This window comes from Aquimarina celericrescens (assembly GCF_042682765.1).
Taxonomy (GTDB): domain Bacteria; phylum Bacteroidota; class Bacteroidia; order Flavobacteriales; family Flavobacteriaceae; genus Aquimarina; species Aquimarina celericrescens.
The window spans coordinates 38,369-61,561 of record NZ_JBHUHY010000015.1 but is presented as its reverse complement, the minus strand read 5'-3'; the positions used below and the strand labels follow the sequence as shown (position 1 = coordinate 61,561).

The 23,193-nt window shown below is 34.8% G+C and carries 17 protein-coding genes; 13 read left to right on the top strand and 4 right to left on the bottom strand.

The window, feature by feature from the left end:
* Positions 1-75 precede the first annotated feature (75 nt).
* Entirely contained in the window at positions 76-6,150 is a 6,075-nt protein-coding gene (locus ACFSJT_RS13215) for an alpha-2-macroglobulin family protein (protein ID WP_465252809.1), read from the top strand.
* A 49-nt stretch (positions 6,151-6,199) separates the two neighbouring features.
* Positions 6,200-6,850 carry a TIGR02117 family protein gene (locus ACFSJT_RS13210; RefSeq protein ID WP_378320766.1) on the top strand — a complete coding sequence of 217 codons (651 nt, stop codon included), beginning with the start codon at positions 6,200-6,202 and terminating at the stop codon, positions 6,848-6,850.
* A gap of 63 nt (positions 6,851-6,913) precedes the next feature.
* On the opposite strand, the gene ACFSJT_RS13205 is transcribed toward ACFSJT_RS13210, so the two are convergent.
* Positions 6,914-7,516, bottom strand: a complete 603-nt coding sequence (locus ACFSJT_RS13205; protein ID WP_378320765.1) for a fasciclin domain-containing protein — start codon at positions 7,514-7,516, stop codon at positions 6,914-6,916.
* A 321-nt stretch (positions 7,517-7,837) separates the two neighbouring features.
* Between ACFSJT_RS13205 and ACFSJT_RS13200 the strand changes: the two genes are divergently transcribed.
* The 4 genes from ACFSJT_RS13200 (at position 7,838) to ACFSJT_RS13185 (ending at position 10,910) form a co-directional block, all read left to right on the top strand.
* On the top strand, positions 7,838-8,884 hold the full coding sequence (locus ACFSJT_RS13200) for an SMP-30/gluconolactonase/LRE family protein (RefSeq protein WP_378320764.1): 1,047 nt from the start codon (positions 7,838-7,840) through the stop codon (positions 8,882-8,884).
* Between the two features lie 39 nt (positions 8,885-8,923).
* Positions 8,924-9,499, top strand: coding sequence for a Crp/Fnr family transcriptional regulator (locus ACFSJT_RS13195; protein ID WP_378320763.1), 576 nt, complete (start codon positions 8,924-8,926; stop codon positions 9,497-9,499).
* A gap of 76 nt (positions 9,500-9,575) precedes the next feature.
* Positions 9,576-10,028, top strand: coding sequence for a carboxymuconolactone decarboxylase family protein (locus ACFSJT_RS13190; protein WP_378320762.1), 453 nt, complete (start codon positions 9,576-9,578; stop codon positions 10,026-10,028).
* Positions 10,029-10,589: 561 nt separating this feature from the next.
* Positions 10,590-10,910, top strand: coding sequence for a GNAT family N-acetyltransferase (locus ACFSJT_RS13185; protein WP_378320761.1), 321 nt, complete (start codon positions 10,590-10,592; stop codon positions 10,908-10,910).
* A gap of 1 nt (position 10,911) precedes the next feature.
* On the opposite strand, the gene obgE is transcribed toward ACFSJT_RS13185, so the two are convergent.
* Both obgE and ACFSJT_RS13175 read right to left on the bottom strand, forming a co-directional pair.
* Positions 10,912-11,910 (bottom strand): GTPase ObgE, encoded by a 999-nt coding sequence (gene obgE / locus ACFSJT_RS13180; protein WP_378320760.1) that lies wholly within the window; start codon positions 11,908-11,910, stop codon positions 10,912-10,914.
* 90 nt (positions 11,911-12,000) lie between these two features.
* Positions 12,001-13,107, bottom strand: coding sequence for an adenylate kinase (locus tag ACFSJT_RS13175; protein ID WP_378320759.1), 1,107 nt, complete (start codon positions 13,105-13,107; stop codon positions 12,001-12,003).
* Between the two features lie 156 nt (positions 13,108-13,263).
* On the opposite strand from ACFSJT_RS13175, the gene ACFSJT_RS13170 reads away from it, so the two are divergent.
* From ACFSJT_RS13170 to ACFSJT_RS13160, 3 genes are all read left to right on the top strand, one after another.
* Positions 13,264-14,421: a 5-(carboxyamino)imidazole ribonucleotide synthase gene (locus tag ACFSJT_RS13170; protein ID WP_378320758.1), complete on the top strand. Its 1,158-nt coding sequence runs from the start codon at positions 13,264-13,266 to the stop codon at positions 14,419-14,421.
* Between the two features lie 47 nt (positions 14,422-14,468).
* Complete coding sequence (gene purE / locus ACFSJT_RS13165; protein WP_378320757.1) at positions 14,469-14,954, top strand: 5-(carboxyamino)imidazole ribonucleotide mutase; 486 nt, start codon at positions 14,469-14,471, stop codon at positions 14,952-14,954.
* Positions 14,955-15,554: 600 nt separating this feature from the next.
* On the top strand, positions 15,555-17,576 hold the full coding sequence (locus tag ACFSJT_RS13160) for a M3 family metallopeptidase (protein ID WP_378320756.1): 2,022 nt from the start codon (positions 15,555-15,557) through the stop codon (positions 17,574-17,576).
* 79 nt (positions 17,577-17,655) lie between these two features.
* On the opposite strand, the gene ACFSJT_RS13155 is transcribed toward ACFSJT_RS13160, so the two are convergent.
* Positions 17,656-20,190 (bottom strand): M20/M25/M40 family metallo-hydrolase, encoded by a 2,535-nt coding sequence (locus ACFSJT_RS13155; RefSeq protein WP_378320755.1) that lies wholly within the window; start codon positions 20,188-20,190, stop codon positions 17,656-17,658.
* 169 nt (positions 20,191-20,359) lie between these two features.
* Here ACFSJT_RS13155 and ACFSJT_RS13150 point away from each other — a divergent pair, with 169 nt between their 5' ends.
* The 4 genes from ACFSJT_RS13150 (at position 20,360) to ACFSJT_RS13135 (ending at position 23,187) form a co-directional block, all read left to right on the top strand.
* Entirely contained in the window at positions 20,360-20,863 is a 504-nt protein-coding gene (locus ACFSJT_RS13150) for a GbsR/MarR family transcriptional regulator (RefSeq protein ID WP_378320754.1), read from the top strand.
* Between the two features lie 86 nt (positions 20,864-20,949).
* On the top strand, positions 20,950-21,393 hold the full coding sequence (locus ACFSJT_RS13145; protein ID WP_378320753.1) for a hypothetical protein: 444 nt from the start codon (positions 20,950-20,952) through the stop codon (positions 21,391-21,393).
* 7 nt (positions 21,394-21,400) lie between these two features.
* The gene (locus tag ACFSJT_RS13140) at positions 21,401-22,282 is read left to right on the top strand and encodes a methyltransferase domain-containing protein (protein WP_378320752.1); all 882 of its coding nucleotides are present in this window, start codon (positions 21,401-21,403) and stop codon (positions 22,280-22,282) included.
* Positions 22,279-23,187: a TIGR01777 family oxidoreductase gene (locus ACFSJT_RS13135; RefSeq protein WP_378320751.1), complete on the top strand. Its 909-nt coding sequence runs from the start codon at positions 22,279-22,281 to the stop codon at positions 23,185-23,187. The genes ACFSJT_RS13140 and ACFSJT_RS13135 overlap by 4 nt, the downstream gene beginning before the upstream one ends.
* Positions 23,188-23,193 lie beyond the last annotated feature (6 nt).

Here is a 23,193-nt window from a genome sequence, read left to right as displayed (position 1 = left end):
GTTATTTACAAATAAATAAAAATTCATGAATACATTTGGTATGGCTATTGTTTGTATAAAAAATCTAAAACCTAAATGATGAAAAAATATATCATCCTTATTATAATCTGTATAGCAAATCTAAACGATATGAAAGGTCAAAATGAGTATTCGACCGATTGGAAAAAAGTGAAGGCTTTTGAAGAGCAAGGATTGCCAAAATCTGCTCTAGAACTTGTTGAAAATATTTACAGTACCTCTAAAGCCGAGAATAATGACAATCAGCTTATCAAATCATTATTGTACAAAGCAAAATATTTGCTTACTCTCGAGGAAAATGCACAACTAACCATCATCAAGGATTTTAAAGATGAAATTCGCCAAAGTGAATTCCCCAAAAGAAATATCTTAGAAAGCATTTTGGCCAACCTGTACTGGCAATATTTCCAACAAAACAGGTGGAAATTTTACAATCGAACACAAACATCAGCAAAAGTAGACCAAGAAGATTTTAGAACATGGGATCTCGAGACTTTGTTTGCCGAAATTCATTTGTACTACCAAAAATCTATCAAAAACGGAGTGTTGGCGCAGCAAACGGATCTTAAAAAATTTGATGATATCTTGAACACTTATTCAGATTCTAAAAAATATAGGCCGACTCTCTATGACTTCTTGCTACATAATGCTCTGGAGTTTTATAAAACTTCAGAAACTAATATCACAAAACCAGCTTTCGCTTTTACTATTAATGATAGTAAATATCTCAAAGAGCATATTTCTTTTATTTCTCTAAACATAGCACCAGAAGATTCTTTGTCGCTTCAAGGTAACGCATTAACGCTATACCAGAATTTAATACGATTTCATAGTAGAGACAATACTCCTGAAGCTTTAACCGAAGTGAATATAGAACGTTTAAAATTTGTTTATGATAATGCAGTATTTAATGACAAACAAGCTGTTTTTCTGGAAACTTTATCATTAGAAAAAGAAAGGTTTGCTACCAAAAGTATTTCTGCTTTATACGATTTCGAAATTGCAAATTTATATAAAGAACAAGTTGTAACCTTTATTCCAAAAGAAAATGAAAAATATCGTTGGAAACTTAAAGAAGCTTTAGAAATATGTAATACAGCGATTAAAAAGTTTCCCGATTCGAGAGGAGCAAATAAGTGCAAATCACTTAAAGAACAAATACTTCATCCAGAACTTACTATCACAACTGAAAAATATGTGCCCATTCAACAACCGGCACGATTATTAGTAACCTACAAGAATCTTGACAAACTCTATTTAAGAGCTTTAAAAATTAACCAAAAGCAACTAAAATCTTTGAATCGATTGTATAAAACCAATGAAAAGATTAAGTTTCTAAACAATTTGAAGATTAGTAAAACATGGGAATCTGAAATAAAGAATGAGAAAGATTTTCAAACCCATACCACCGAAGTTTTGTTACCAGAGCTTGACCAAGGAGGATATCTAATTGTAGCCACTATTACAAAAGAGCTATCGCAGGAAAGTCTATTTTCCTATGGAGATGTACAAATAAGTAACCTGGCATTGGTTGAAAATCGTACTCCAGAAAAATCAATATTTCAGGTAATCGATCGCAATACAGGAAAACCTATTGTTAATGCCAAATTACACCTGAAAACTGATAGTGAACGAGGTTACAGAAATAAACTAGATAAAACCATTTCTACAGATCAAAAAGGTCAGGCGTATTTGACATTAAATAACTATTTCTATGATGTCACAATTACAGTAACTCATGAAAAAGACACAGCATATTTTGAAGGATATTATTTAAATCAATCCTACAAACCCAATAACGATGATAACGCAACTCGACAAAATACTTTTCTTTTTACAGATCGTAGTATCTATAGACCTGGCCAGATAGTCTATTTTAAAGGCATAATGATGTCGGCTACTGGCAAAGAAGATTTTAAAGTACTGCCCAATCAGTCGACTTTTGTAATCTTAAGAGATGTTAATGGTCAAGAGGTAAAAACCTTATCTTTTAAAACCAATGAATATGGATCATTTACAGGTGAATTTATTTTACCGTCTACAGGTTTAACAGGTATATACACTCTACAAACTAATAATTATCAAAGTATTTCTATTTCTGTTGAAGAATATAAACGCCCCAAGTTTGAAACCAAATTCAATCCTGTTAGCCAAACTTACAAGATCAACGATACTATAAAACTTACTGCTACGGCTACTGCCTATGCTGGAAGTAACATTACCGATGCCACGGTAGTATATAGAGTTCACCGAAAAGTACAATATCCAAGATGGTGTTATTGGTACCCTAGATACACTTCAGAACCACAAGAGATCACCCATGGTGAGACAAAAACTAATGAAAAAGGCGAATATATGATTGATTTTGTCGCACTTCCTGACCCCAGTGTTGACAAAGAAAATCTACCTATTTTTAATTACGAAGTCATTGCAGATGTTACCGATATTAATGGTGAAACCAGAAGCACAACCACAATAGTAAATGTTGGCTATCATACGATGACAGCTACAGTTGCTGTCGAAAACGAAATTGATAAAACACAAAAAGATCACAAACTTACCATAACAACAAAAAACCTAAATAATGAGGCAATTGCAGCTACAGGAAGTATAAAAATCTTCAAGTTAAAAGCACCAGACAAACCATTACGTCAGCGCCCTTGGAAAGCTCCTGACTACCCTGGTTTTTTAGAAGAAGAATTTGATAAACTGTTTCCGCACGACGCTTTTAACAATGAATCCGATTACAGAACCTGGGAAAAGGGAGCATTAGTATTTGATACATCATTTAACACAGCTTCTGCCAAAAGAAACGAATTAGGAACTCATGAAATAGCTCTGGGAGTTACTAAGAAATGGGAATCCGGAAAATACGTTATAGAATTAAATACCGAAGATCGATTTGGTCAAGAGGTGAAAGATATGCATTATATTTCGGTTTTTGGTCAAGACGATAAAACCATTAGTGATCAACAATTATTTGAGATCACAACCAACAAAACAACATATAAAATTGGCGAAGAAGCGATTATCAAACTAAGTTCTGCATCTAAAGACATAACTATAACCGTTGATATCGAAAAGAACCACAAGATCATAGAAACACAGCTTATTCAACTTTCCAGAAGTAGTAAAACGATCAAAATACCAGTTAAAAAAGAAGACTTAGGTGGTTTCACAGTGAGTTATAGTTTTGCTAATTATAATGATTATCAAAATGGGATCATCCCAATTGCAGTGCCCTACGAGCCAACCGAGCTTAGCATAGAAACCAAAACCTTTAGAGATAAACTAAAACCTGGTCAGCAAGAAACCTGGAGCTTTATCATTAAAGGACCAAAAGGTGATAAAGTAACTGCAGAACTTTTGGCAAGTATGTATGATGCTTCCTTAGATCAATTTAAGCCCCATCAATGGTATTTTAATCCAATCTATCGCCCAGTCTATCATTCGCAAAGCAGTAGGCAAGCATCACGCAGTTTTAGTCTTACTGCATTTAAACTTAATAATCATAGCGGTCCTGAATATTACTATAGTGATCAGGGTTATGATCAACTTAATTGGTTTGGATTGTATTTTGGTCAGCAATATTATGCAGAAAGAAGCAGAATGATGAATAAATCAGCCGCTCCAATGGCTGCTACGGAAATGGTTGAGGAAGAGTCTGCCGCATTAGACGAAGTAGCTGTAGCCAGTCAGGTAAACGGTGTTAGTACAGATAAAACAAAAGAGAAGGATGAAAGTATAGAAAAAGACAAAAAAGATACTTCTCTTGAGGGGGTGAAAATTAGAAAAAACTTTCAGGAAACTGCCTTTTTCTTTCCACAATTGACCACAGATCCCGATGGCAATGTAAGTTTTAGTTTTACAGCACCCGAAGCTCTAACCAAATGGAAGTTGCAATTACTAGCACATACAAAAGAGTTAAACGCGGCAACGACTGCTTTAGAAACTGTAACACAAAAAGAATTAATGGTTCTTCCTAACCCTCCAAGGTTCCTTAGAGAAGGTGATAAAATTGTTTTAAGTTCGAAAATATCAAACCTAGCAAACAAAGATTTAGAAGGAGTTGTAGAGCTACAATTGTTTGATGCATTAACTAATACATCCATCGATGCAGCATTACAAAATAGCAGTGCTCGCCAGAATTTTGAAGTGAAAACCAAAGGAAACACCAGTATTTCTTGGGAATTAAAAATTCCTGATAATGTACAGACTGTACAATACAAAATTGTCGCCAAGGCTGGTGATTTTGCAGATGGAGAACAAAATGTACTTCCGGTACTTTCTAACAGAATGTTGGTGACCGAGACCTTACCCATGTGGATTCGTTCTAATGAGACTAAGACATTTACCCTTGATAAATTAAAAAACAACACCTCCACTACGCTTAAGCATCATAAGCTTACACTCGAGATCACCTCTAACCCTGCCTGGTATGCTGTACAAGCATTACCTTATTTGATGGAGTATCCCTATGAATGCTCTGAGCAGACATTCTCCAGATACTATGCTAATGCTTTGGCCAGCCATATAGCAAATTCTAACCCGAGAATTCAGGAAGTATTTAATCAATGGAAATCTACTGATGCATTACTTAGCGATTTAGAAAAAAATCAGGAGCTTAAATCTTTAATTATTCAAGAAACCCCATGGTTGCGTGATGCACAGAGTGAAACTGAACAAAAGAAGCGAATTGCTTTGCTTTTTGACCTAAATAAGATGAACAATGAGTTACAATCGGCTTTAAACAAACTTAGACAAATGCAGTATGGCTCTGGTGGATTCCCATGGTTTAAAGGTGGTCATGAAAATCGATTTATCACACAACACATAGCAACTGGCTTCGGGCATCTTAAAAAGTTAGGAGTTACCCAATTTGATAGCAATACGGCAAATATGTTACAGAATGCTGTTCGTTTTCTTGATAAGGAATTTGTAAAAGAATATGAAGCATTAAAAAGATACTGCAAAAAAAATGATATTGACATCAACAAAAACCACCTTAGTTATACTCAGGTTCATTACCTGTATATGCGTAGTTTCTTTGTCGATATCAAAAGGCCAAAAAGCACCAATGAAGCATGGGATTATTACTTAGATCAATCCAATAAATATTGGTTGAAGCAAGGTTTGTATGTCCAAGGAATGATAGCCTTGATCTTAAACCGAAATGAAAATGCATCTACTGCTGCAAAAATCATAAGATCTTTGGATGAAAGAAGTATTACCAGCGAGGAACTGGGAATGTATTGGAAATCTAACACTGCAAGTTGGTATTGGTATCAAGCTCCTATAGAAACGCAATCGTTAATGATAGAAGTATTTTCTGAAATTGAAACCGAAACAAAGAGAACAGAAATCGTTGATAATCTTAAAGTTTGGTTATTAAAACACAAGCAAACCAATCGCTGGCAAACTACCAAAGCTACTTCTGATGCAGTCTACGCATTATTATTGCAAGGTAGTGACTGGTTATCTGTTACCGATATGGTAGAAATCGTTTTGGGAGATCAAAAAATTGATCCAAGCAAAATGGATGATGTAAAAGTTGAAGCTGGTACGGGATATTTTAAAACCTCTTGGAATAGCAATGAGATAGAGCCCAATATGGCCACTGCCAAAATCACCAAAAAAGAAAAAGGTGTTGCCTGGGGTGCCTTATACTGGCAGTATTTTGAAAACCTTGATAAAATCACCTCAGCCAAAACCCCATTATCTCTTAAGAAAAAACTATTCTTGAAAAAGAATACAGATACCGGTGAAGTGATTACAGAAATAACTAGTGAAACCAATTTGAAGCTGGGTGATTTAGTGCGAGTACGTATTGAGTTGAGATCAGATCGGGCGATGGAGTTTGTACATATGAAAGATATGAGGGCTTCTGGTTTAGAACCTATCAATGTAATTTCTCAATACAAGTGGCAAGATGGTTTAGGGTATTATGAAAGCACAAAAGACGCTGCCACAAACTTTTTCTTTGATTATTTACCAAAAGGAGTATATATTTTTGAATACGATTTAAGAGTAAATAATAAAGGGGATTTCTCTAATGGCATTACCACCATTCAAAGTATGTATGCACCAGAGTTTTCTAGTCATTCTAAAGGAGTACGAATTAAAATTGATTAAAAAAAGTAACTTTTTCGATCATTTTTAGACCTATCAGGTATGTAAGAAGATGAAAAGTCGCATCACTAAAATACTACGATATATTGGATTCATTTTAATGATACCAATTACATATTTTCTTGTGTCTTTGATCTTAACTTATATTCCTGTAAACAATGATAATGACATAACCAAAAATGATCATAGTATCTATTTGAGCTCTAATGGCGTACATTTAGAAATAATCATTCCCAAGAAAAATCTGGATCCATTAATTCTTGATGGATTAAAATTTGAAGATCAGGAACAGTTTTTTTCGTTTGGCTGGGGAGACAGAATCTTTTATGTCGAAACACCAACCTGGGGAGATTTGACCTTTGTAAATGGATTTAGAGCCTTGTTTGTAAATACCTCAACATTAATACATGTAACTAGATATTCAAAGACTCAAAAAGATTGGGCCGAAATAAAAATAAATAGCGTACAGCTTGAAAAGATGAACTCATATATTAGTAAGACCTTCCAATTAGATTCATATGGCAATAAGGTTTTACTCCCAGGACTGGGTTATTTTAAAAATGATGATTTTTATGAAGCTACCGGAAATTATAATTGTTTTAGAACATGCAATAGCTGGGTAAATACCGGATTAAAACAAAGCGATATCAAAGCCTGTTTATGGACACCCTACGATTTTAGATTATTAAAAATGCATCAATAAAAAACGAAAGCTTTTTAGTGAAGTTTCCGCTTTTTAGTTATGTAAAATGTAAGAAGAATGTGGCTATTTTTTAGGCTGCATTACACCATCTATCGTATTAATGAATCCATTTGCCGCCTCTACATCAGTAGTGATCAATTTACCCCCATTACCCATTTCATCAATTAAAAATATACTATTACCTTTTAGGGAAGCTGTTAGTTTTTTTCCTCCTAAAGTTCTCAAAGGCACGCTTCCTCTACCTTCATTTATGGCAGTAATGATATCCTCTTTGGTAATCACACTCGGAATAATATGATATTTTATGATTTCAGCAAGTTGATCTTTATTTTCTGGCTTTAAAAGCTTTTCAACAACACCCTCAGAGAAGCCATCGAAAGCTGTATTTATAGGTGCAAAAACCGTATATCCTTTTTCTTCATTCAATATTTTATCCAATTCTGTAACTTTTAACGCAGCAACAAACCTAGAAAATCCTTTATCTACAGATACAAATTCGGTTATCGTTGGTAGTTTTTCTTCTACTTTTTCTATATCGGTTATATTCTGTGCTATTAATTTGTCGTCCCCGTCCTGTTGAGAAACGTTCATTTTTATCATATCACATGATGTAGTAAATACTAATGCAGACAAGGCTAAAACAGTTGAAATATTTTGAATTTTCATTTTGAAAAATTGAGGTTGATAATTACACATAAAGATTAAACTGATTTGGACACGCGGTATTATTTTTTACCGTGTTAAAAATATTTTAAATCGAGTTAATATATGTTAACGAATGAGTATCCGTTGGATTTGGATTAGTAAGCGTTTTCAATTTAAGTAGTCAACCAACCAATACATTAAATATCTTATTTTATAATTATATAAAGAGTAGTTTTCAACGGAGTATTGTATTGCCTATTCCAGTAGAATTTATTTGGTATATTTATACTTGTCAATTCTATACCAGGGGATAAGCCAAAAAAAATTAAAGCTCATCATTTTATGCGTCGTCTTATCAAAAGAATTTCCTTAGTAATTTTAGTTCTTATCACAGGTTTTATTTCCCATACTCTTATCTCAACAGGATTTTTCAGAACGATTAAAAATCAATTTCAAGGCACTATTTTAAAAAAAGTTCCACTACCAGGCGCAGAGGATATTACTATAAGCAACACAGACCATTTTGCATTGATCTCATCCACCAATAGGGCTGTTTACCCTCCTACCGAACAAGAGCAAGGAGGATTGTATCTTATGGATCTAAAGAACAAAAAATTCTCTATTAAACTTCTCACCGCTTCTTTTGACAAACCTTTTGCTCCCCATGGCATCTCAATGATCAAAAAAGATAGTACATATACAATAATGGCGGTTAATCATACTACCAATGAACACTCGGTTGAAGTCTTCACTTTTGACGGTCAAAATATCAATCATCTAAGATCTCTGACCGATGCCTCTATGATCAGTCCGAATGACTTGGTTATGATCGATGAAAATCGCTTCTACTTTACCAACGATCATGGTTACTCCAAAGGCATTGGTAAACTTTTAGAAGAATATGGTGGACTTTCAGTTGCTAATGTTGTGTATTATGATGGTAATTCATTTAAAGAAGTCGCTGATGGTATCGCTTATGCAAACGGAATAAATTTTGATCTCAAACGTAACCTAATTTATGTAGCCTCTCCCCGAGGCTTCCTGATAAAAGTATACCTCAAAAAAAATGATGGCTCTTTAGACTTTATTGAAGATATCCCTTGCGGCACTGGAGTAGATAACATAGAAATCGATGGCAAGGGAAACTTATGGAGTGGCGGACATCCAAATCTATTAAGGTTTAAAGCTTACGCAAAAGGAAAAAAAGAAACTGCACCTTCAGAAATCATCAAAATAGAATATAGAGGTAAAGGCGATTATACAGTAGAGAAAATATATGTAGAGGACGGAAAAATTATGTCGGGCTCTAGCGTTGCCGCACCATTTGAAGACCTAATTTTAGTCGGAAATGTAATGGATGACGAGTTTTTGATTCTAAAAAAAGAATAACAATACAAACGATTATTAAGACCTCTATTTTCTTGAAATATGAAAGATCAACTCAAAAATCACATACTAAAATTTGTATCCCCACCAGAAAGTGACCTTCAAACTTTTCTTGATGCTATGACGTTTGAAACCTTGAAAAATAAAGAATCCCTTATAAAGCAAGGACAATATTGCAAACACCAGTATTTTATCCTTAAAGGTTGTCTTCGGTCATTTTTTGTCAATGAAAAGGGAGTAGAAAAGATCGTTAACTTCGGAATTGAAAACTGGTGGCTTACAAATATTGACAGTTTTATTAACCAAACCCCTTCAAAACTGAACATTCAGGCTGCAGAGGATTCGATTGTATTAAAAATAAACAAGCAAAAACTGGATACTATTCTAAAAGATTCTCTAGAATTGAACAGATACTTTAGAATTATCCTGGAGAAAGTTAGAATTGCCGATCAACGTAGAATTCAATTCATCTACAACCTATCTGGCGAAGAACTTTATAGCATTTTCTGCAAACACAATCCTGATTTCGTACAGAGAGTTCCCCAATATATGCTTGCATCATATTTGGGATTTACTCCAGAATTTTTAAGTAAAATAAGAGGTCGTAAAAAGATTTAATTTGTTTCTTAATCTAGATTAATTTTTTCCTCATTCTTTATCTTGAATTTTGTCTTTTAACCCTTAAAACAAAGACATGAAAACAAAAAGAATTGACATTAATGAGGTGAAGCCAACAGCTTACAAGCCAATATTTGATCTCTACAATGATCTTAAGAAAAGTACCTTGTCGACCTTAGCGTTTTTATTAATCCAGATAAGAGCCTCTCAAATTAATGGGTGCGCATATTGTGTACAATCTCATATCAAAGAAGCTGTGCAACAGGGAGAAAAGCAATATCGTATTCATGCGCTATCAACTTGGAGAGAGTCTCCTTTTTTTACTGAAGAAGAACAGATAATTCTAGAAATGACCGAGGAAATAACCAATATTTCTACACATGGATTAAGCGAGAAACTTTATCAAAAAGCCATTAAATTGTTTGAAGAAGAAGAAATAGCAGACATCATTATGGGTATTTGCTGTATCAATGTATGGAACAGAATTGGCCGTGCTACTTTAATGGAACCAATACCTTCTCAAGATTAATCTATAAGTAACATGAAAATATAAACAATTTGTATCAAACTCTTACTAAGGGTTATTTTAACTATTGGGTTTTTATCGGCTGCAGCAGATAGGTTAGGTTTATGGCCAGAAGAGAAATCTGCTTGGGATGAATAGGATAGTTTTTCAGCATATACAAACTACGTAATCCCTGGGCTCTCGTTAACCTTATTAATATCATTGGTAGTATTGCCTAGCTTATTGAGATCTAGTTAGCTCTATGTTTAATTATTGGCTTCAAAACATCGCTCTCTGCCAAATTTAGTGATTTTCTATAATTGATTTTTGGTTGGGCAATGATCTTAACTATAGGAATCAAAGCTCCTTCGGATTATTTGGTTTTCCCTGAAGCGTTAGCTGGGTTTAACCTAAGTCTGATTGAGGAACAATATCTTGAAATTCATATCCTTATTTCTATAAAGTTGATAATACTATTTGTATTAGAATATATGATGCGCTTGCTCCATGAACTTTAACCTATTATTAAGTCCTGCACCATCCTAAATCTTTTAAATTTGAAAGTATCTTAAAAACATTGGTACTATGGAAAAGAAAAACTGGTCACAATTAACGCTCATTAACAATACTGATCATCCAAAAAAACGTTTTGAATTACATGTAGAAGATAAGATTGCGTTTATTGAGTATATTTTGGCCAAAGGAGAATCAATATACCTAACGCACACAGAAGTTCCCAGGTCATTAGAAGGTAACGGATTAGGGAGTGCGATTATAAAGAAAACTTTAGCTTACATTCGTAAAAATGGATATCAACTTGTTCCGCTATGCCCTTTTGTAGCTGCTTATCTTAAAAAACATCCAGAAGCAGCAAACGGAATTCTAAAACAGGGCTATTCCGTTTAGGTTAATTATTCAGCATTTGCCACAACTTATCTTTTAATTCTTGTAGTCCTTGTTGGGCAACCGAGGAGATAAATAAATAAGGAACATTAAATTGCCCGTCTAATTCTGTTTTCAATTCTTCTTTCAACTCATCATCCAGCATATCACATTTTGAAATGGCAATAAGTCTGTCTTTATCCAAAAGATCAGGATTATAGCGCCGCAACTCATCCAGAAGAATCTCATATTGTTCTACAATATCTGGTGCATCTGCCGGAATCAGAAAAAGTAATGTAGAGTTACGCTCAATGTGTCGTAAAAAACGATGTCCGATCCCTTTACCCTCTGCTGCACCTTCAATTATACCAGGGATATCAGCCATTACAAAAGTTTGAAAATCACGATATTCTACAATACCCAAATTAGGTTTTAAGGTAGTAAATTCGTAATCGGCAATCTTTGGTTTTGCAGCGGTAATTACAGATAACAGCGTTGATTTTCCAGCGTTAGGAAATCCAACCAGCCCTACATCTGCCAGCACTTTTAGCTCTAAGGTAATATCACGCTGTTGTCCTTCTATACCAGGTTGGGCATACCGTGGTGTTTGATTGGTTGGGCTTTTAAAGTGCCAGTTACCACGTCCTCCCATTCCCCCTTCGACGACGATATATTCTTGTCCCTCTTCGGTAATCTCTTTAATAATACTTTGTGTTTCAGTATCTCGAATTACAGTTCCCAGGGGTACATCAACATAAATATCTTCCCCATCTGCTCCTGTACTTCGGTTTTTACTACCATGTCCACCATGACCGGCTTTAAAATGACGCTTAAACTTAAGATGGTACAAGGTCCACATATTTGGATTAGCACGTATGATTATATGCCCTCCACGGCCTCCGTCTCCACCATCAGGACCTCCTTTGGATATATACTTTTCACGATGTAGGTGCGCAGATCCCTTACCTCCGTTTCCGGAAGCAATATGCAACTTTACATAATCTACAAAATTCCCTTCTGTCATAATTCGTTTCCTATAATTACAGTATATACTAAAGCCATTTTAATGAAATACGATAACAAAGATGTCCTCGTAAACTACATCGAGACAACGTTAAAGCTTATCAATTACCTGACTTAATCTTTCTGTAATTTCATTAATCGCTCCTACTCCATCAACTCCAAAATATTTATTTTGCTTCTGGTAGTAATTTTTTAAGATTGCAGTCTCATCATAATACACTTTAATTCGATTACGAATTACTGTCTCATCTGCATCATCAGGACGCCCTGAAGTCTTACCTCTTTCTAATAATCTTTGTACCAATACCTCATCATCAACCTCTAATGCCACCATGGCGCTTACTTCTGATCCCTTTGAAACCAATAATTCTGATAATGAATCTGCCTGAGCCTCGGTTCGGGGAAAGCCATCGAAAATAAAACCATTGGCATTTGGATTCTTGTCAACTTCGGCATTAAGCATATTTATAGTAACCTCATCAGGAACTAATTGTCCTTTATCAATATATGATTTTGCCAATGTGCCAAGTTTAGTCGCATTTTTTATATTATACCTAAACACGTCTCCGGTAGAGATATGTATTAGATCATATTTTTGTTTTAAAACTTCTGCTTGTGTTCCCTTTCCTGCTCCTGGAGGGCCAAACAACACCAAATTTGTCATGTTACTTGATTTTAGTTGATAAACATCTGTGAGATTACGGCCAAGACCATCATAATCTAATCCGTATCCCACTATAAATTTATTAGGGATCTCGATCCCATAATAGTCTATTTTAATTTGCTTAGTATATGCTTCAGGTTTAAAAAATAATGTTGCAACTTTAACCTCTTTACAATCTTTATCTTTAAGCATTTTATCCAACAAAGCTATCGTATTTCCAGTATCCACAATATCTTCGAGAACCACGACGGTCCGTCCAGATATATTATCTTCTAAGCCTATTAATTCTTGAATCTCATTGGTTGTTTTGGTTCCCTTATATGAAGCCAATTTCACAAAGCTAATTTCACAATCAAATTGAAATCGTTTTAGTACTTCTGAAACAAACATAAAAGCACCATTCAATACACCAATAAATAAAGGGTTTTTATCTGAAAGATCTTTATTTAATCTATCAGACATCTTATCAATTGCCGCTACTATTTCATTCTCCGTAATAAATGGGATAAATTGTAAATCGTGCAGTTTTATCATAAAATACTATACTAACTACTACTAGGTTTTTCAATTAAAGCGGCAAAGATAGTGATTATAAAAGTTTGACTCTAGCATTTACTTCCTATTATTATGGTTATTCTTTCTGAAAAAATTATTTTTGTCTTCATTAAGGTAAACATGAATCCCCCGGTAATGGAAAATTTTTTCTCGTCAAATTTTAAGTTAGGAATTTTAGGAGGTGGTCAATTAGGTAAAATGATGTTATATGATACAAGAAAGTATGACATTCAAACTTGTGTTCTTGATCCTAGTCCTGATGCACCATGTAAAATAGCCTGTGATCATTTTCAACAAGGCAATTTAATGGATTATGAAACCGTTTATGATTTTGGAAAAAAGGTTGATGTACTCACCTTCGAAATTGAAACTGTTAATACTAAAGCTCTTGCAAAACTAGAAAGAGAAGGCAAAAAAGTATATCCGAGTTCAAAAACATTGGAAATTATTCAAAACAAAGGGAGGCAAAAACTCTTCTATGAAGAAAAGAATATTCCAACAGCAAAATTTAGACGATTTTCGAATAAAGCTCATCTTACCGAAGGAATAACTGATAATCGTGTTAAACTTCCTTTTGTGTGGAAAAGTACTCAAGGAGGATATGATGGCAAAGGCGTTTCTGTCATAAAGTCTGGAGCAGATGTTGCAAAACTACCAGATGTAGAGTGCATTGCTGAAGAAATGATTAATTTCAAAAATGAATTAGCAGTAATTGTTGTGCGCAGTGTAAGTGGTGAAATCAAAACGTATCCTGTAGTAGAGATGGAGTTTCACCCCGAAGCAAATCAAGTAGAATATGTGATATGCCCTGCAAGAATAAGTGATGCTATTACCTTAAAAGCTATTAAAGTTGCAGAAAAAGTGTCCAAAGCATTCGAACATGTTGGTGTATTGGCCGTAGAAATGTTTCAAACACAGAGTGATGAAATTTTGGTTAATGAAGTAGCTCCGAGACCACATAACAGTGGTCATTATAGTATAGAAGCGAGTTATACTAATCAATTTGAGCAGCATATTAGAGCAATATTAGACTTACCTTTGGGAGCTACCCAGAGTAAAGTAGGCGGAATTATGGTAAATTTGGTTGGTGCTGAAGGTCATGCGGGAGATGTAGTCTACAAAAACATTGAAAAAATCATGAAAATGCCTGGTGTAACCCCACATATTTATGGCAAGAAGCAAACACGACCATTTAGAAAGATGGGCCATGTAACTATTGTGCATGAAAATATAGATGAAGCTAGAAAAATTGCTGAAAAGGTAAAAAACACAATAAAAGTAGTAAGTAAATAAAACTTTCTAATTTAAGAAAACAATAATAATCATAACAAAATAGTATCATGAGCAAGGTCGGAATAATAATGGGTAGTGCTAGCGATATGCCCGTAATGGAAAAGGCTATAGAAGTATTACAAGGGTTTGATATTGAAGTTGAAGTTGATATCGTATCTGCACATCGCACTCCCGAAAAATTGTTTGATTATGCTAAAAATGCTCATACACGAGGAATCAATGTTATAATAGCGGGAGCTGGAGGTGCCGCTCACCTACCTGGAATGGTAGCATCTTTAACTCCTTTACCAGTAATAGGTGTTCCTGTTAAATCAAGAAATTCTATTGATGGTTGGGACTCTGTACTTTCTATTCTACAGATGCCTGGTGGAGTTCCTGTGGCAACTGTCGCGCTAGATGGAGCTTTAAATGCTGGTATATTAGCTGCACAGATTGTTGGGGCTAGCGACACTTGTACTCTGGACAAAATATTGATGTATAAAGAAGGGCTCAAACAAAAAGTAATCGAGGGCGCAAAAAAGATTAATCAATAACGCAGATACTATATAAACATAAAAACAAAAAAGAGTCACCTTTCGGTGACTCTTTAAATATCAGGTCTTACAGAAGAATATAACAATATTTATTAACCAACTTAAATATATTACACAAAAAATTCATTGTAAGACCATACTCTTAAAACCTGTAACAAAGGTAAAACCTTACTTTAATTACACAATAAAAGTAACGAATATTTATTAACAATTTTCGACAAAATGCATTTTTTTTCGACAAACCGCATTCTTGTTGAGTTTCAAGAGTTTTTTTTAATAGAAAACACATCCACTAACCAACTTATTAACTAAATTTTAAAGGTTTTTAACAACAAAAAGAGCTGCATTAATTGCAGCCCTTTCCATATATTTGGCCTTTGCTTAGAAAATATAGTGTTATCACTCATACCCTAAACAAGAATAATATTTATATTTTCTGCATCAGGCCTTTTACTAATAAACCGTTTCAAATGTACACGTCTAATTATTAGAATAATGAAAAAAGGGCATCATGAGATATCCATTTTTCGACAAAAGACGAATTTTATCGACACAAAAAAACAATACAAAAAGTAATTAAAAAAATATCGTTTATATAATATGAGCAACCCACTACTAACATTATTTGATACTGCTCCGTTTTCCAAAATAAAATCAGAGCATTTTTTACCTGCCATTAAAAACGGTATATCCGTAGCCAAAAAAGAAATAGATCAAATAGTATCTAATTCAGATACTCCTACTTTTTCCAATACCATCGAAGCTTTGGAGTATAGTGGAGAATTACTCGACCGTGTTACCAGCGTGTTTTTTAATCTTAATAGTGCAGAAACTAATGAAGAAATTCAAAAAATAGCCCAGGAAGCATCTCCATTACTTTCAGAATTTAGCAATGACATTGCTCTCAATTTAGATTTATTTAAAAAAATTGAGACAGTTTATCACCAAAGAGAAGAACTCGATCTTGATCCAGAACAATATACATTACTTACAAAAAGATATAAGTCATTCTCAAGAAATGGAGCAAATCTTCCTGAAGATAAAAAGAAAAAGTTAAGAGAGATTGACAAAAAGCTTTCGATACTGAGCTTGAATTTTGGCGAAAACATATTGGCAGAAACTAATAAGTTCGAAATGCTGCTTACTAATGAATCAGATCTAGAAGGTCTTCCAGAAGGAGCAAAAGAAGCAGCAAAAGCGATGGCCGAAGCCAAAAATAAAAAAGGATGGTTAATTACCCTGGACTACCCTAGCTATATACCTTTTATTACCTATGCCAAAAACAGAGAGTTAAGAAAAAAATTAGTCCTTGCATTTGGTGCTAGGGGTTTTCACAATGACGATCTTGATAATCAAGAAAATGTTTTAAAGATTGCTAACCTGCGACATAAACGTGCCTTGGTTCTGGGATATACATCTCATGCCCATTATATTCTTGAAGAGAGAATGGCAGAAACACCAGATAAGGTATTTGCGTTTCTCAATGAAATTTTGGAAAAAGCAAAACCTGCTGCAGAAAGAGAATTTAAACAGCTTGAAGGGTTTGCTAAAGAACTAGATGGAATCGATCACCTGGAAAAATGGGACGGGGCGTACTACACCGAAAAACTAAAACAGAAGCTTTTTAACCTTGATGATGAAAAGCTGAAACCATATTTTAAACTTGAAAATGTAATCAACGGGGTATTTGCTGTAGCCAACAAACTATTTGGACTTCAATTTAAAGAAACAAACGAGGTTGACACCTATCATGAGGAGGTAAAAACTTATAATGTTACAAATGCTGAAGGAAATTTTATATCCTTGTTTTATGCAGATTTTCATCCCAGACCGGGAAAACGTAACGGTGCCTGGATGACATCTTATAAATCTCAGATGAGAAAAGATAACAAGAACATTAGGCCTCACGTGTCTATTGTTTGCAACTTTACGAAGCCAACTCCCAGCAAGCCCTCGCTGTTAACGTTTAACGAAGTCACTACATTGTTTCATGAGTTTGGCCATGCCTTACACGGTATGCTGGCTAATACTACCTATCCCGGTTTATCCGGAACAAGTGTATATTGGGATTTTGTTGAGTTACCGAGTCAAATTCTTGAAAACTGGTGCTATGAAAAAGAAGCTTTAGAGCTTTTTGCAAAACACTATGAAACCGGGGAAACAATTCCAATGGAACTAGTGGAAAAAATTAAAGAATCGTCAACCTTTATGGAGGGTATGGCCACGCTACGGCAATTAAGTTTTGGATTGCTAGATATGTCCTGGCATGCACAAGATCCTAGTAGTATTACAAACGTTAAAGAGCACGAAAAAAAGACATTTGCAGAAACCTCTTTATATCCAAATGTTGAAGAAAATTGCATGAGTACGGCATTTTCCCATATTTTTCAAGGTGGATATTCTGCGGGATATTATTCATACAAGTGGGCAGAGGTATTAGATGCCGATGCATTTGAATACTTTAAAGAAAATGGAATTTTTGATAAGGAAGTAGCCTCTAAGTTCATGGATAATATCTTATCCAAAGGTGGTACCGAAAATCCAATGAAACTTTATAAACGTTTTCGTGGGCAAGAACCAAAACCAGAAGCTTTATTAAAACGTGCCGGACTAATCAAGTAATTCTTGATCGTTAAACTTTAGAGATAAAAAAGGTGCTTCAGTCGTTCTGAAGCACCTTTATGTTTTTTGACTTAAATATCTATCTGATTATTATTTTTTGCACTACTGATTCTTCCCCTGAAGTTTCAATTTCTATTAGGTATATTCCTGCTTTTAGCCTTAATTTTTTAGCAGAGAAATTATTTATGCCAGGACGTAAAGGTAGCTGACTTATTTTTGCTCCCGAAATCGTATACAGAGTAGCTTCAATATCGTTTGTACTATCATTTCCAAAGTTTATCATGAAACTATCCTTTGTAGGGTTAGGGTTTATTTTTAATGAAGATAATATTCCTTCGTCCTGATCTCCTAATACAGGAGCAATAGATCCAAAATCTGTAATACTGCTTCTCAAAGACCCCGTACAAGAACCTTCATATATCTTTACATTAGAAAAAACAGAGGTATTTCCGGTTCCTGCATCATTGTCATTAACAAATACCAGGCGATCCATAGCACCTGTGTAAAAACTTCCGATAGGAATGACATAACGTATTGTTCCAATTGAATAGTTATCATAGTTGGTCACTCCATAATTCTGAGTACCATGAACTTTAAAATATCTATCGGCGGTTAGGGTATTATCATTTTCAAAACCTATACCGTGAATTTCTCCTTGCGAAGTACTGCTAAAATCAAATTCTATAACGGTTGCAGAGGTTACTGTATAATCCAGTGCGATGTATTTCCATGAATTATTTTGTAAGGATAATCCAGAACCGCCATTTGTTACCGTGTAATCCCCGGCTGAATCTTGGTTAGAAAAAGCTGTAATTGCAAAATCATTGAAGTTCAAAGCTTCACAAGTGCTTGGTCCCGGATCAACAACCGACTCTCCAACATTAATATCATCAATGGAAATGTCGCCTTGCCAACTATTACCGGTTACGGCGTTAAATCGAAATTGAATCACAGATCCAATATAGGATCCTAGATCTATACTTTCTTCATTCCAGTTACTGCCTTGAGTACCCGATTTGCTAAAGACCGTGGTCCACGAAGAACCATTATCTGTACTTGCTTCAACAGACAAAGTACCTACAGCATCACCTTGCATATGATATTTAAAGCTAAAACTTGCTGTGGATAATCCCGTCAAATCAAAGCAAGGGGAATTTAGTATGGCTCTCTTGCCAGGAAAACCACTTCCGTTACCAGAAGCTTCAACATAAATATATGATGATCCCTCGATAGCGCTGCCAGGTCCCGTACCGTTAGAAGGAGTTGCGTTAGAATTGATAGTCCAATTCAAGTCATCTGTTGTTGATTGATCCCACGATCCAATAGATCCTTCGAACCCTTGCCCATAAGGAAAAGAATTGACAGTCGTAGTACATGCACCTCCTCCACCGGGACCTCCAGTAGTTACTCCGTTAGAAATTTCTATTAAATACTCCAAAGCCAACTTTGCAAATTTTGCCGCATGAGTAGCATTAGGAGTAGGAGAACGATCAAAAGTATCTCGGGTAGTATGAATATTTGGATTGTGTTCTCCGAATTTTGCTTCAAAAGGAAATGTAACAGCATACCCTTCTTGGGCCCAGCTGTAATGATCAGAACAACCATAGTTACATTGCGAAGTACCATACGTAATGCTATGAACTCCTGAAGCATTATAATAGTTCAATAATGCGATCATGAAATTATTCAATGTATCATCATTATAAGAATCTGTAGACACATATACATCGTTGGTAGAACCTTTATAATTGGTCATATCCAATTGCATATAACTTACTACGTTTACATTACGGTTTCTATAATCCTCTGCGATCTCTTTTGATCCTCTAAGTCCAACTTCTTCTGCCGCAAAAGCCATAAATTCTATCGTTCTTTTGGGTCTGAAGTTCATAGAGAATAACACCCTGGCTGCTTCTGTGATAGTAGCAATCCCCGAAGCATTATCATCGGCTCCTGGTGCATTCGAATTATTGCCCCCGGCAGTTGAATCTGCATGTCCTCCAAGAATCACAAATTCATCCGGCTTCTCAGTACCCGTGATGGTCATGATAACAGAAGGCATCGCAGTACTGGTATGTTCAACAATTCTTACCGATACATCGTTTCTTCCTGCAGCAATACCTTCCCACTTATCTTTCAAATCCAATATTGCTTGTCTGGCAAAGTTTGTGGTATGGTATCTGGTTCCATAACTTTCCAACTCCTGAATCTGGTTTGCGATATTAATATTATTTACCAAATCAAGGCTTTGCCGTACCAAAGCCTCCTGAGTGATCGAAAATGCCACTTTCTGATGTACCCTACTTGACATTTTTGCAATATTCTCTATCGCAGACATAGCATTTTTTGCCGAGTTCTCATAAATAAATCCAGGTCCATGAACCAGCACTTTGTGATGTAATTCTTCGGCAGCTTTATCACTTAACATCACTGCGCTATAACCATTTGCAGATTTAAGAATTTTAATATCATTAGGATGATTAAGCTGAAGACCTTTGGCATCATCGCTTTGCATGGTAGCAAAAAACATGTCATGAGTCTGTTCTTGCGCGTAGCTAAAGGTAAAGAATAAGCATAGCCATGCCATTGAAATAATTAGATTGAATTTTTTCATTTTTATGTGAGTTTGTGTTAGAGGTATAACTTACACAAAATCAACTTTTAACAAAAATGGGTTCCCCGCAAAATATCAACTGTATAAACTTTTTTTGCTTAACTAAGACCCTATTATTTTAAACTTTCAAAATATTTTGAAAGTTTAAAATAATTTGTATATTTGTTATATGAATTACAATGAAGCGAAAAATAAATTTATATCTACCTGGGGAGCACTAGGTACGCTGTGGGGCATAAATAAGGCAATGGCTCAAATACATGCACTTCTTTTAATATCTCCAGAACCGCTGTCTATGGAAGATATTATGGAAGAATTACAAATATCAAGAGGAAATACCAGTATGAACCTTCGCCAGTTGATGGACTGGGGGATTGTTTTTAAGGAAAATAAGATGGGAGAGCGAAAAGAGTATTTTACCTCTGAAAAAGATGTTCAAGAACTGGCCAGGCAAATTGCCAAAGAAAGAAGTCGTAGAGAATTACAACCTACCATCAAAGTTTTGAATGATGTTTCAAACATTCAAGAAGACGGCACTGCCAAAACCAAAGAACTGATCAGACAGACTAAAGCATTGCATGAAATGGCAAATAATTTGGACATTATGGTGAATAAAGTTATTGGACAAGAAAGTAACTGGATTACCAAAGCATTGCTAAAGTTAATTAAGTAGGAAAACCAAAGAGTGGATAAAGAGATATCCGCTTTTTATTTCAACATATCTTTCAATTTTTTCTGAAAATTTAAAATAATCAAAACATGACACTCAACATCCCAAATTGGCTGATTATTACCGGAGGAATCGGTCAAATATTTACCGCTTTAATATATCCTTATATAAGACACCAAGTTTTCGATTGGTACAATGATGTAAAGCAACTTAAGCCTTTAAATCAAGAAATAGCCAAAACTTACGGAAGATATATTCAAGGACTCAACTTTTCATTTGGTTTAATTGCAATTGTTCTCACATCTAACTTAAAAGAACAATCAGAATTAGCCATAGCACTCACCGGATTAATTGCTGCATACTGGGTGGGTAAAGTCCTCACTCAGATTGCATATTATCCTATGTATGACATACCAAAGAAAAAAATATTCAAAATAGGCAGCTACTTCATGAATTGCCTCTTCGTCCTCTTTGCAGTGGTGTATAGCTTATTATTGATTTACAATTGTATTGGTTTCTTTAATCTAAATTAAAATAACCATGAGCACGCTGACACTATTAGAAAAATTAAGAATTAAACGTTCTGCAACAAAAGAAAAAATAATTCAGTTTTATGACGAAGCTACTGAAGATTATGAGTTTTGGAGTAAAGATCTTAATATGCATTTCGGGTATTATATTCCCTTTAAAACAAATCTTTTCAAAAGAGATTCGATGCTTAATGAAATGAATAACCAAGTTTTTGATCGTCTTGACGTTCCTAAAAAGAATTCACTGATTGCAGATTTGGGTTGCGGAATAGGAGGCACAATGCGATACGGTTTAAGAAAATATCCCTTACTTAATATTATTGGAGTAACACTTTCTTCCTTTCAAATGAGGGAAGGAAATAAAAGGTTAAAAAATAGTAATGGACTAATATTAGCAGAAAATTATGAAAATACTTCATTCAAAACTAATAGTATAGATGGCGCATACGCGATAGAAAGTTTCTGTCATTCTGGCCACAGTGAACATGCTCTACAAGAAACTTGTAGGATATTAAAACCTGGCGCCAAACTAGTAATCGCAGACGCATTCTTAAAAAAAGAAGAAGAACAATTATGCCTGGGTAGTAATTACTGCTACGCACAACTATGCAAAGGATGGAGTCTTGAGGGATTAGCAAGTATTACTACTGTCAAAAACACGCTTAGGCAAATAGGTTTTAAAAATGTACAAGTTGAAGATATTTCTTTTAGAGTAGCTCCATCTGTATTGCATGTTCCTTTTGCCGTCATCGGATTTATTCTTAAAAAATTATTCAAAAAAGAAATATTGAAACCTCAAAGCTGGAAAAATCTTAAGGGATCTCTATTCGCATTACTCTCTGGACTGCATCTAAAAAGTTTTGGATATTACCTAATTACGGCAGAAAAATGAAAAAAATTGTTATCGCAGCAGGAACAGGTTTCCTAGGAGAAACACTTTCCGATTATTTTAAAGATAAAGTCGAAAAAATTGTAATTCTTACACGAGGAAAAAACCGAATAGAAAATGGCATACACTATGTGAATTGGGATGGAAAAACTCTAGGGGATTGGAAAAATGAAATAAATAATGCAGATGTACTCATTAATATGACAGGTAAGTCTGTCGATTGCAGATACAATCAAAAAAACAAAGAGTTAATTCTGTCTTCAAGAGTACAGGCTACGCGTGTTTTAGGAGAGGCTATTGCAGCATGCAAAGTTCCTCCAAAAACTTGGCTCAATTCATCTACTGCAACTATTTATCGTCATTCTCTAGATAAAGAAATGGATGAAATACATGGAGAAATAGGAACCGGGTTTTCTGTAAATGTTGCGACCCAATGGGAAAAAACATTTTTTGAACAGCAAACACCCAACACCAGAAAAGTTGCGTTAAGGACTTCGATAGTACTAGGCAAAAACGGAGGTGCTCTGCCCCCGATCTTAAACTTGTCCAAAATAGGATTAGGAGGAAAACAAGGTAATGGAAATCAAAAGTTAAGCTGGATACACCAAATAGATTTTGCGCGAAGTGTTGAATTTGTAATAAGCAAGACAAATATTGATGGCGTTATTAATATTGTTGCTCCCAAACCGTCAACAAATTCAGATTTTATGAAAACACTCCAAAAAGTTCTAAAGATCCCAATCGCAATACCCATACCAAAAACTCTTCTAGAATTTGGGGCTAGAATTATTCGAACAGAAACAGAACTTATCCTTAAAAGTAGAAATGTGATCCCTTCAAAACTTATACATCATGGTTTTGAATTTTCATACCCCGATCTTGAATCTGCGTTACGTTCCCTAACCTAATATGTT

Coding starts and splice junctions, on each gene's coding strand:
- ACFSJT_RS13170 (WP_378320758.1), top strand. CDS start 13,264: ATGGAAAATTTTTTCTCGTCAAATTTTAAGTTAGGAATTTTAGGAGGT.
- ACFSJT_RS13205 (WP_378320765.1), bottom strand. CDS start 7,516: ATGAAAATTCAAAATATTTCAACTGTTTTAGCCTTGTCTGCATTAGTA.
- ACFSJT_RS13200 (WP_378320764.1), top strand. CDS start 7,838: ATGCGTCGTCTTATCAAAAGAATTTCCTTAGTAATTTTAGTTCTTATC.
- purE (WP_378320757.1), top strand. CDS start 14,469: ATGAGCAAGGTCGGAATAATAATGGGTAGTGCTAGCGATATGCCCGTA.
- ACFSJT_RS13155 (WP_378320755.1), bottom strand. CDS start 20,190: ATGAAAAAATTCAATCTAATTATTTCAATGGCATGGCTATGCTTATTC.
- ACFSJT_RS13135 (WP_378320751.1), top strand. CDS start 22,279: ATGAAAAAAATTGTTATCGCAGCAGGAACAGGTTTCCTAGGAGAAACA.
- ACFSJT_RS13175 (WP_378320759.1), bottom strand. CDS start 13,107: ATGATAAAACTGCACGATTTACAATTTATCCCATTTATTACGGAGAAT.
- ACFSJT_RS13160 (WP_378320756.1), top strand. CDS start 15,555: ATGAGCAACCCACTACTAACATTATTTGATACTGCTCCGTTTTCCAAA.
- ACFSJT_RS13215 (WP_465252809.1), top strand. CDS start 76: ATGATGAAAAAATATATCATCCTTATTATAATCTGTATAGCAAATCTA.
- ACFSJT_RS13190 (WP_378320762.1), top strand. CDS start 9,576: ATGAAAACAAAAAGAATTGACATTAATGAGGTGAAGCCAACAGCTTAC.
- ACFSJT_RS13145 (WP_378320753.1), top strand. CDS start 20,950: ATGACACTCAACATCCCAAATTGGCTGATTATTACCGGAGGAATCGGT.
- ACFSJT_RS13150 (WP_378320754.1), top strand. CDS start 20,360: ATGAATTACAATGAAGCGAAAAATAAATTTATATCTACCTGGGGAGCA.
- obgE (WP_378320760.1), bottom strand. CDS start 11,910: ATGACAGAAGGGAATTTTGTAGATTATGTAAAGTTGCATATTGCTTCC.
- ACFSJT_RS13210 (WP_378320766.1), top strand. CDS start 6,200: ATGAAAAGTCGCATCACTAAAATACTACGATATATTGGATTCATTTTA.
- ACFSJT_RS13185 (WP_378320761.1), top strand. CDS start 10,590: ATGGAAAAGAAAAACTGGTCACAATTAACGCTCATTAACAATACTGAT.
- ACFSJT_RS13195 (WP_378320763.1), top strand. CDS start 8,924: ATGAAAGATCAACTCAAAAATCACATACTAAAATTTGTATCCCCACCA.
- ACFSJT_RS13140 (WP_378320752.1), top strand. CDS start 21,401: ATGAGCACGCTGACACTATTAGAAAAATTAAGAATTAAACGTTCTGCA.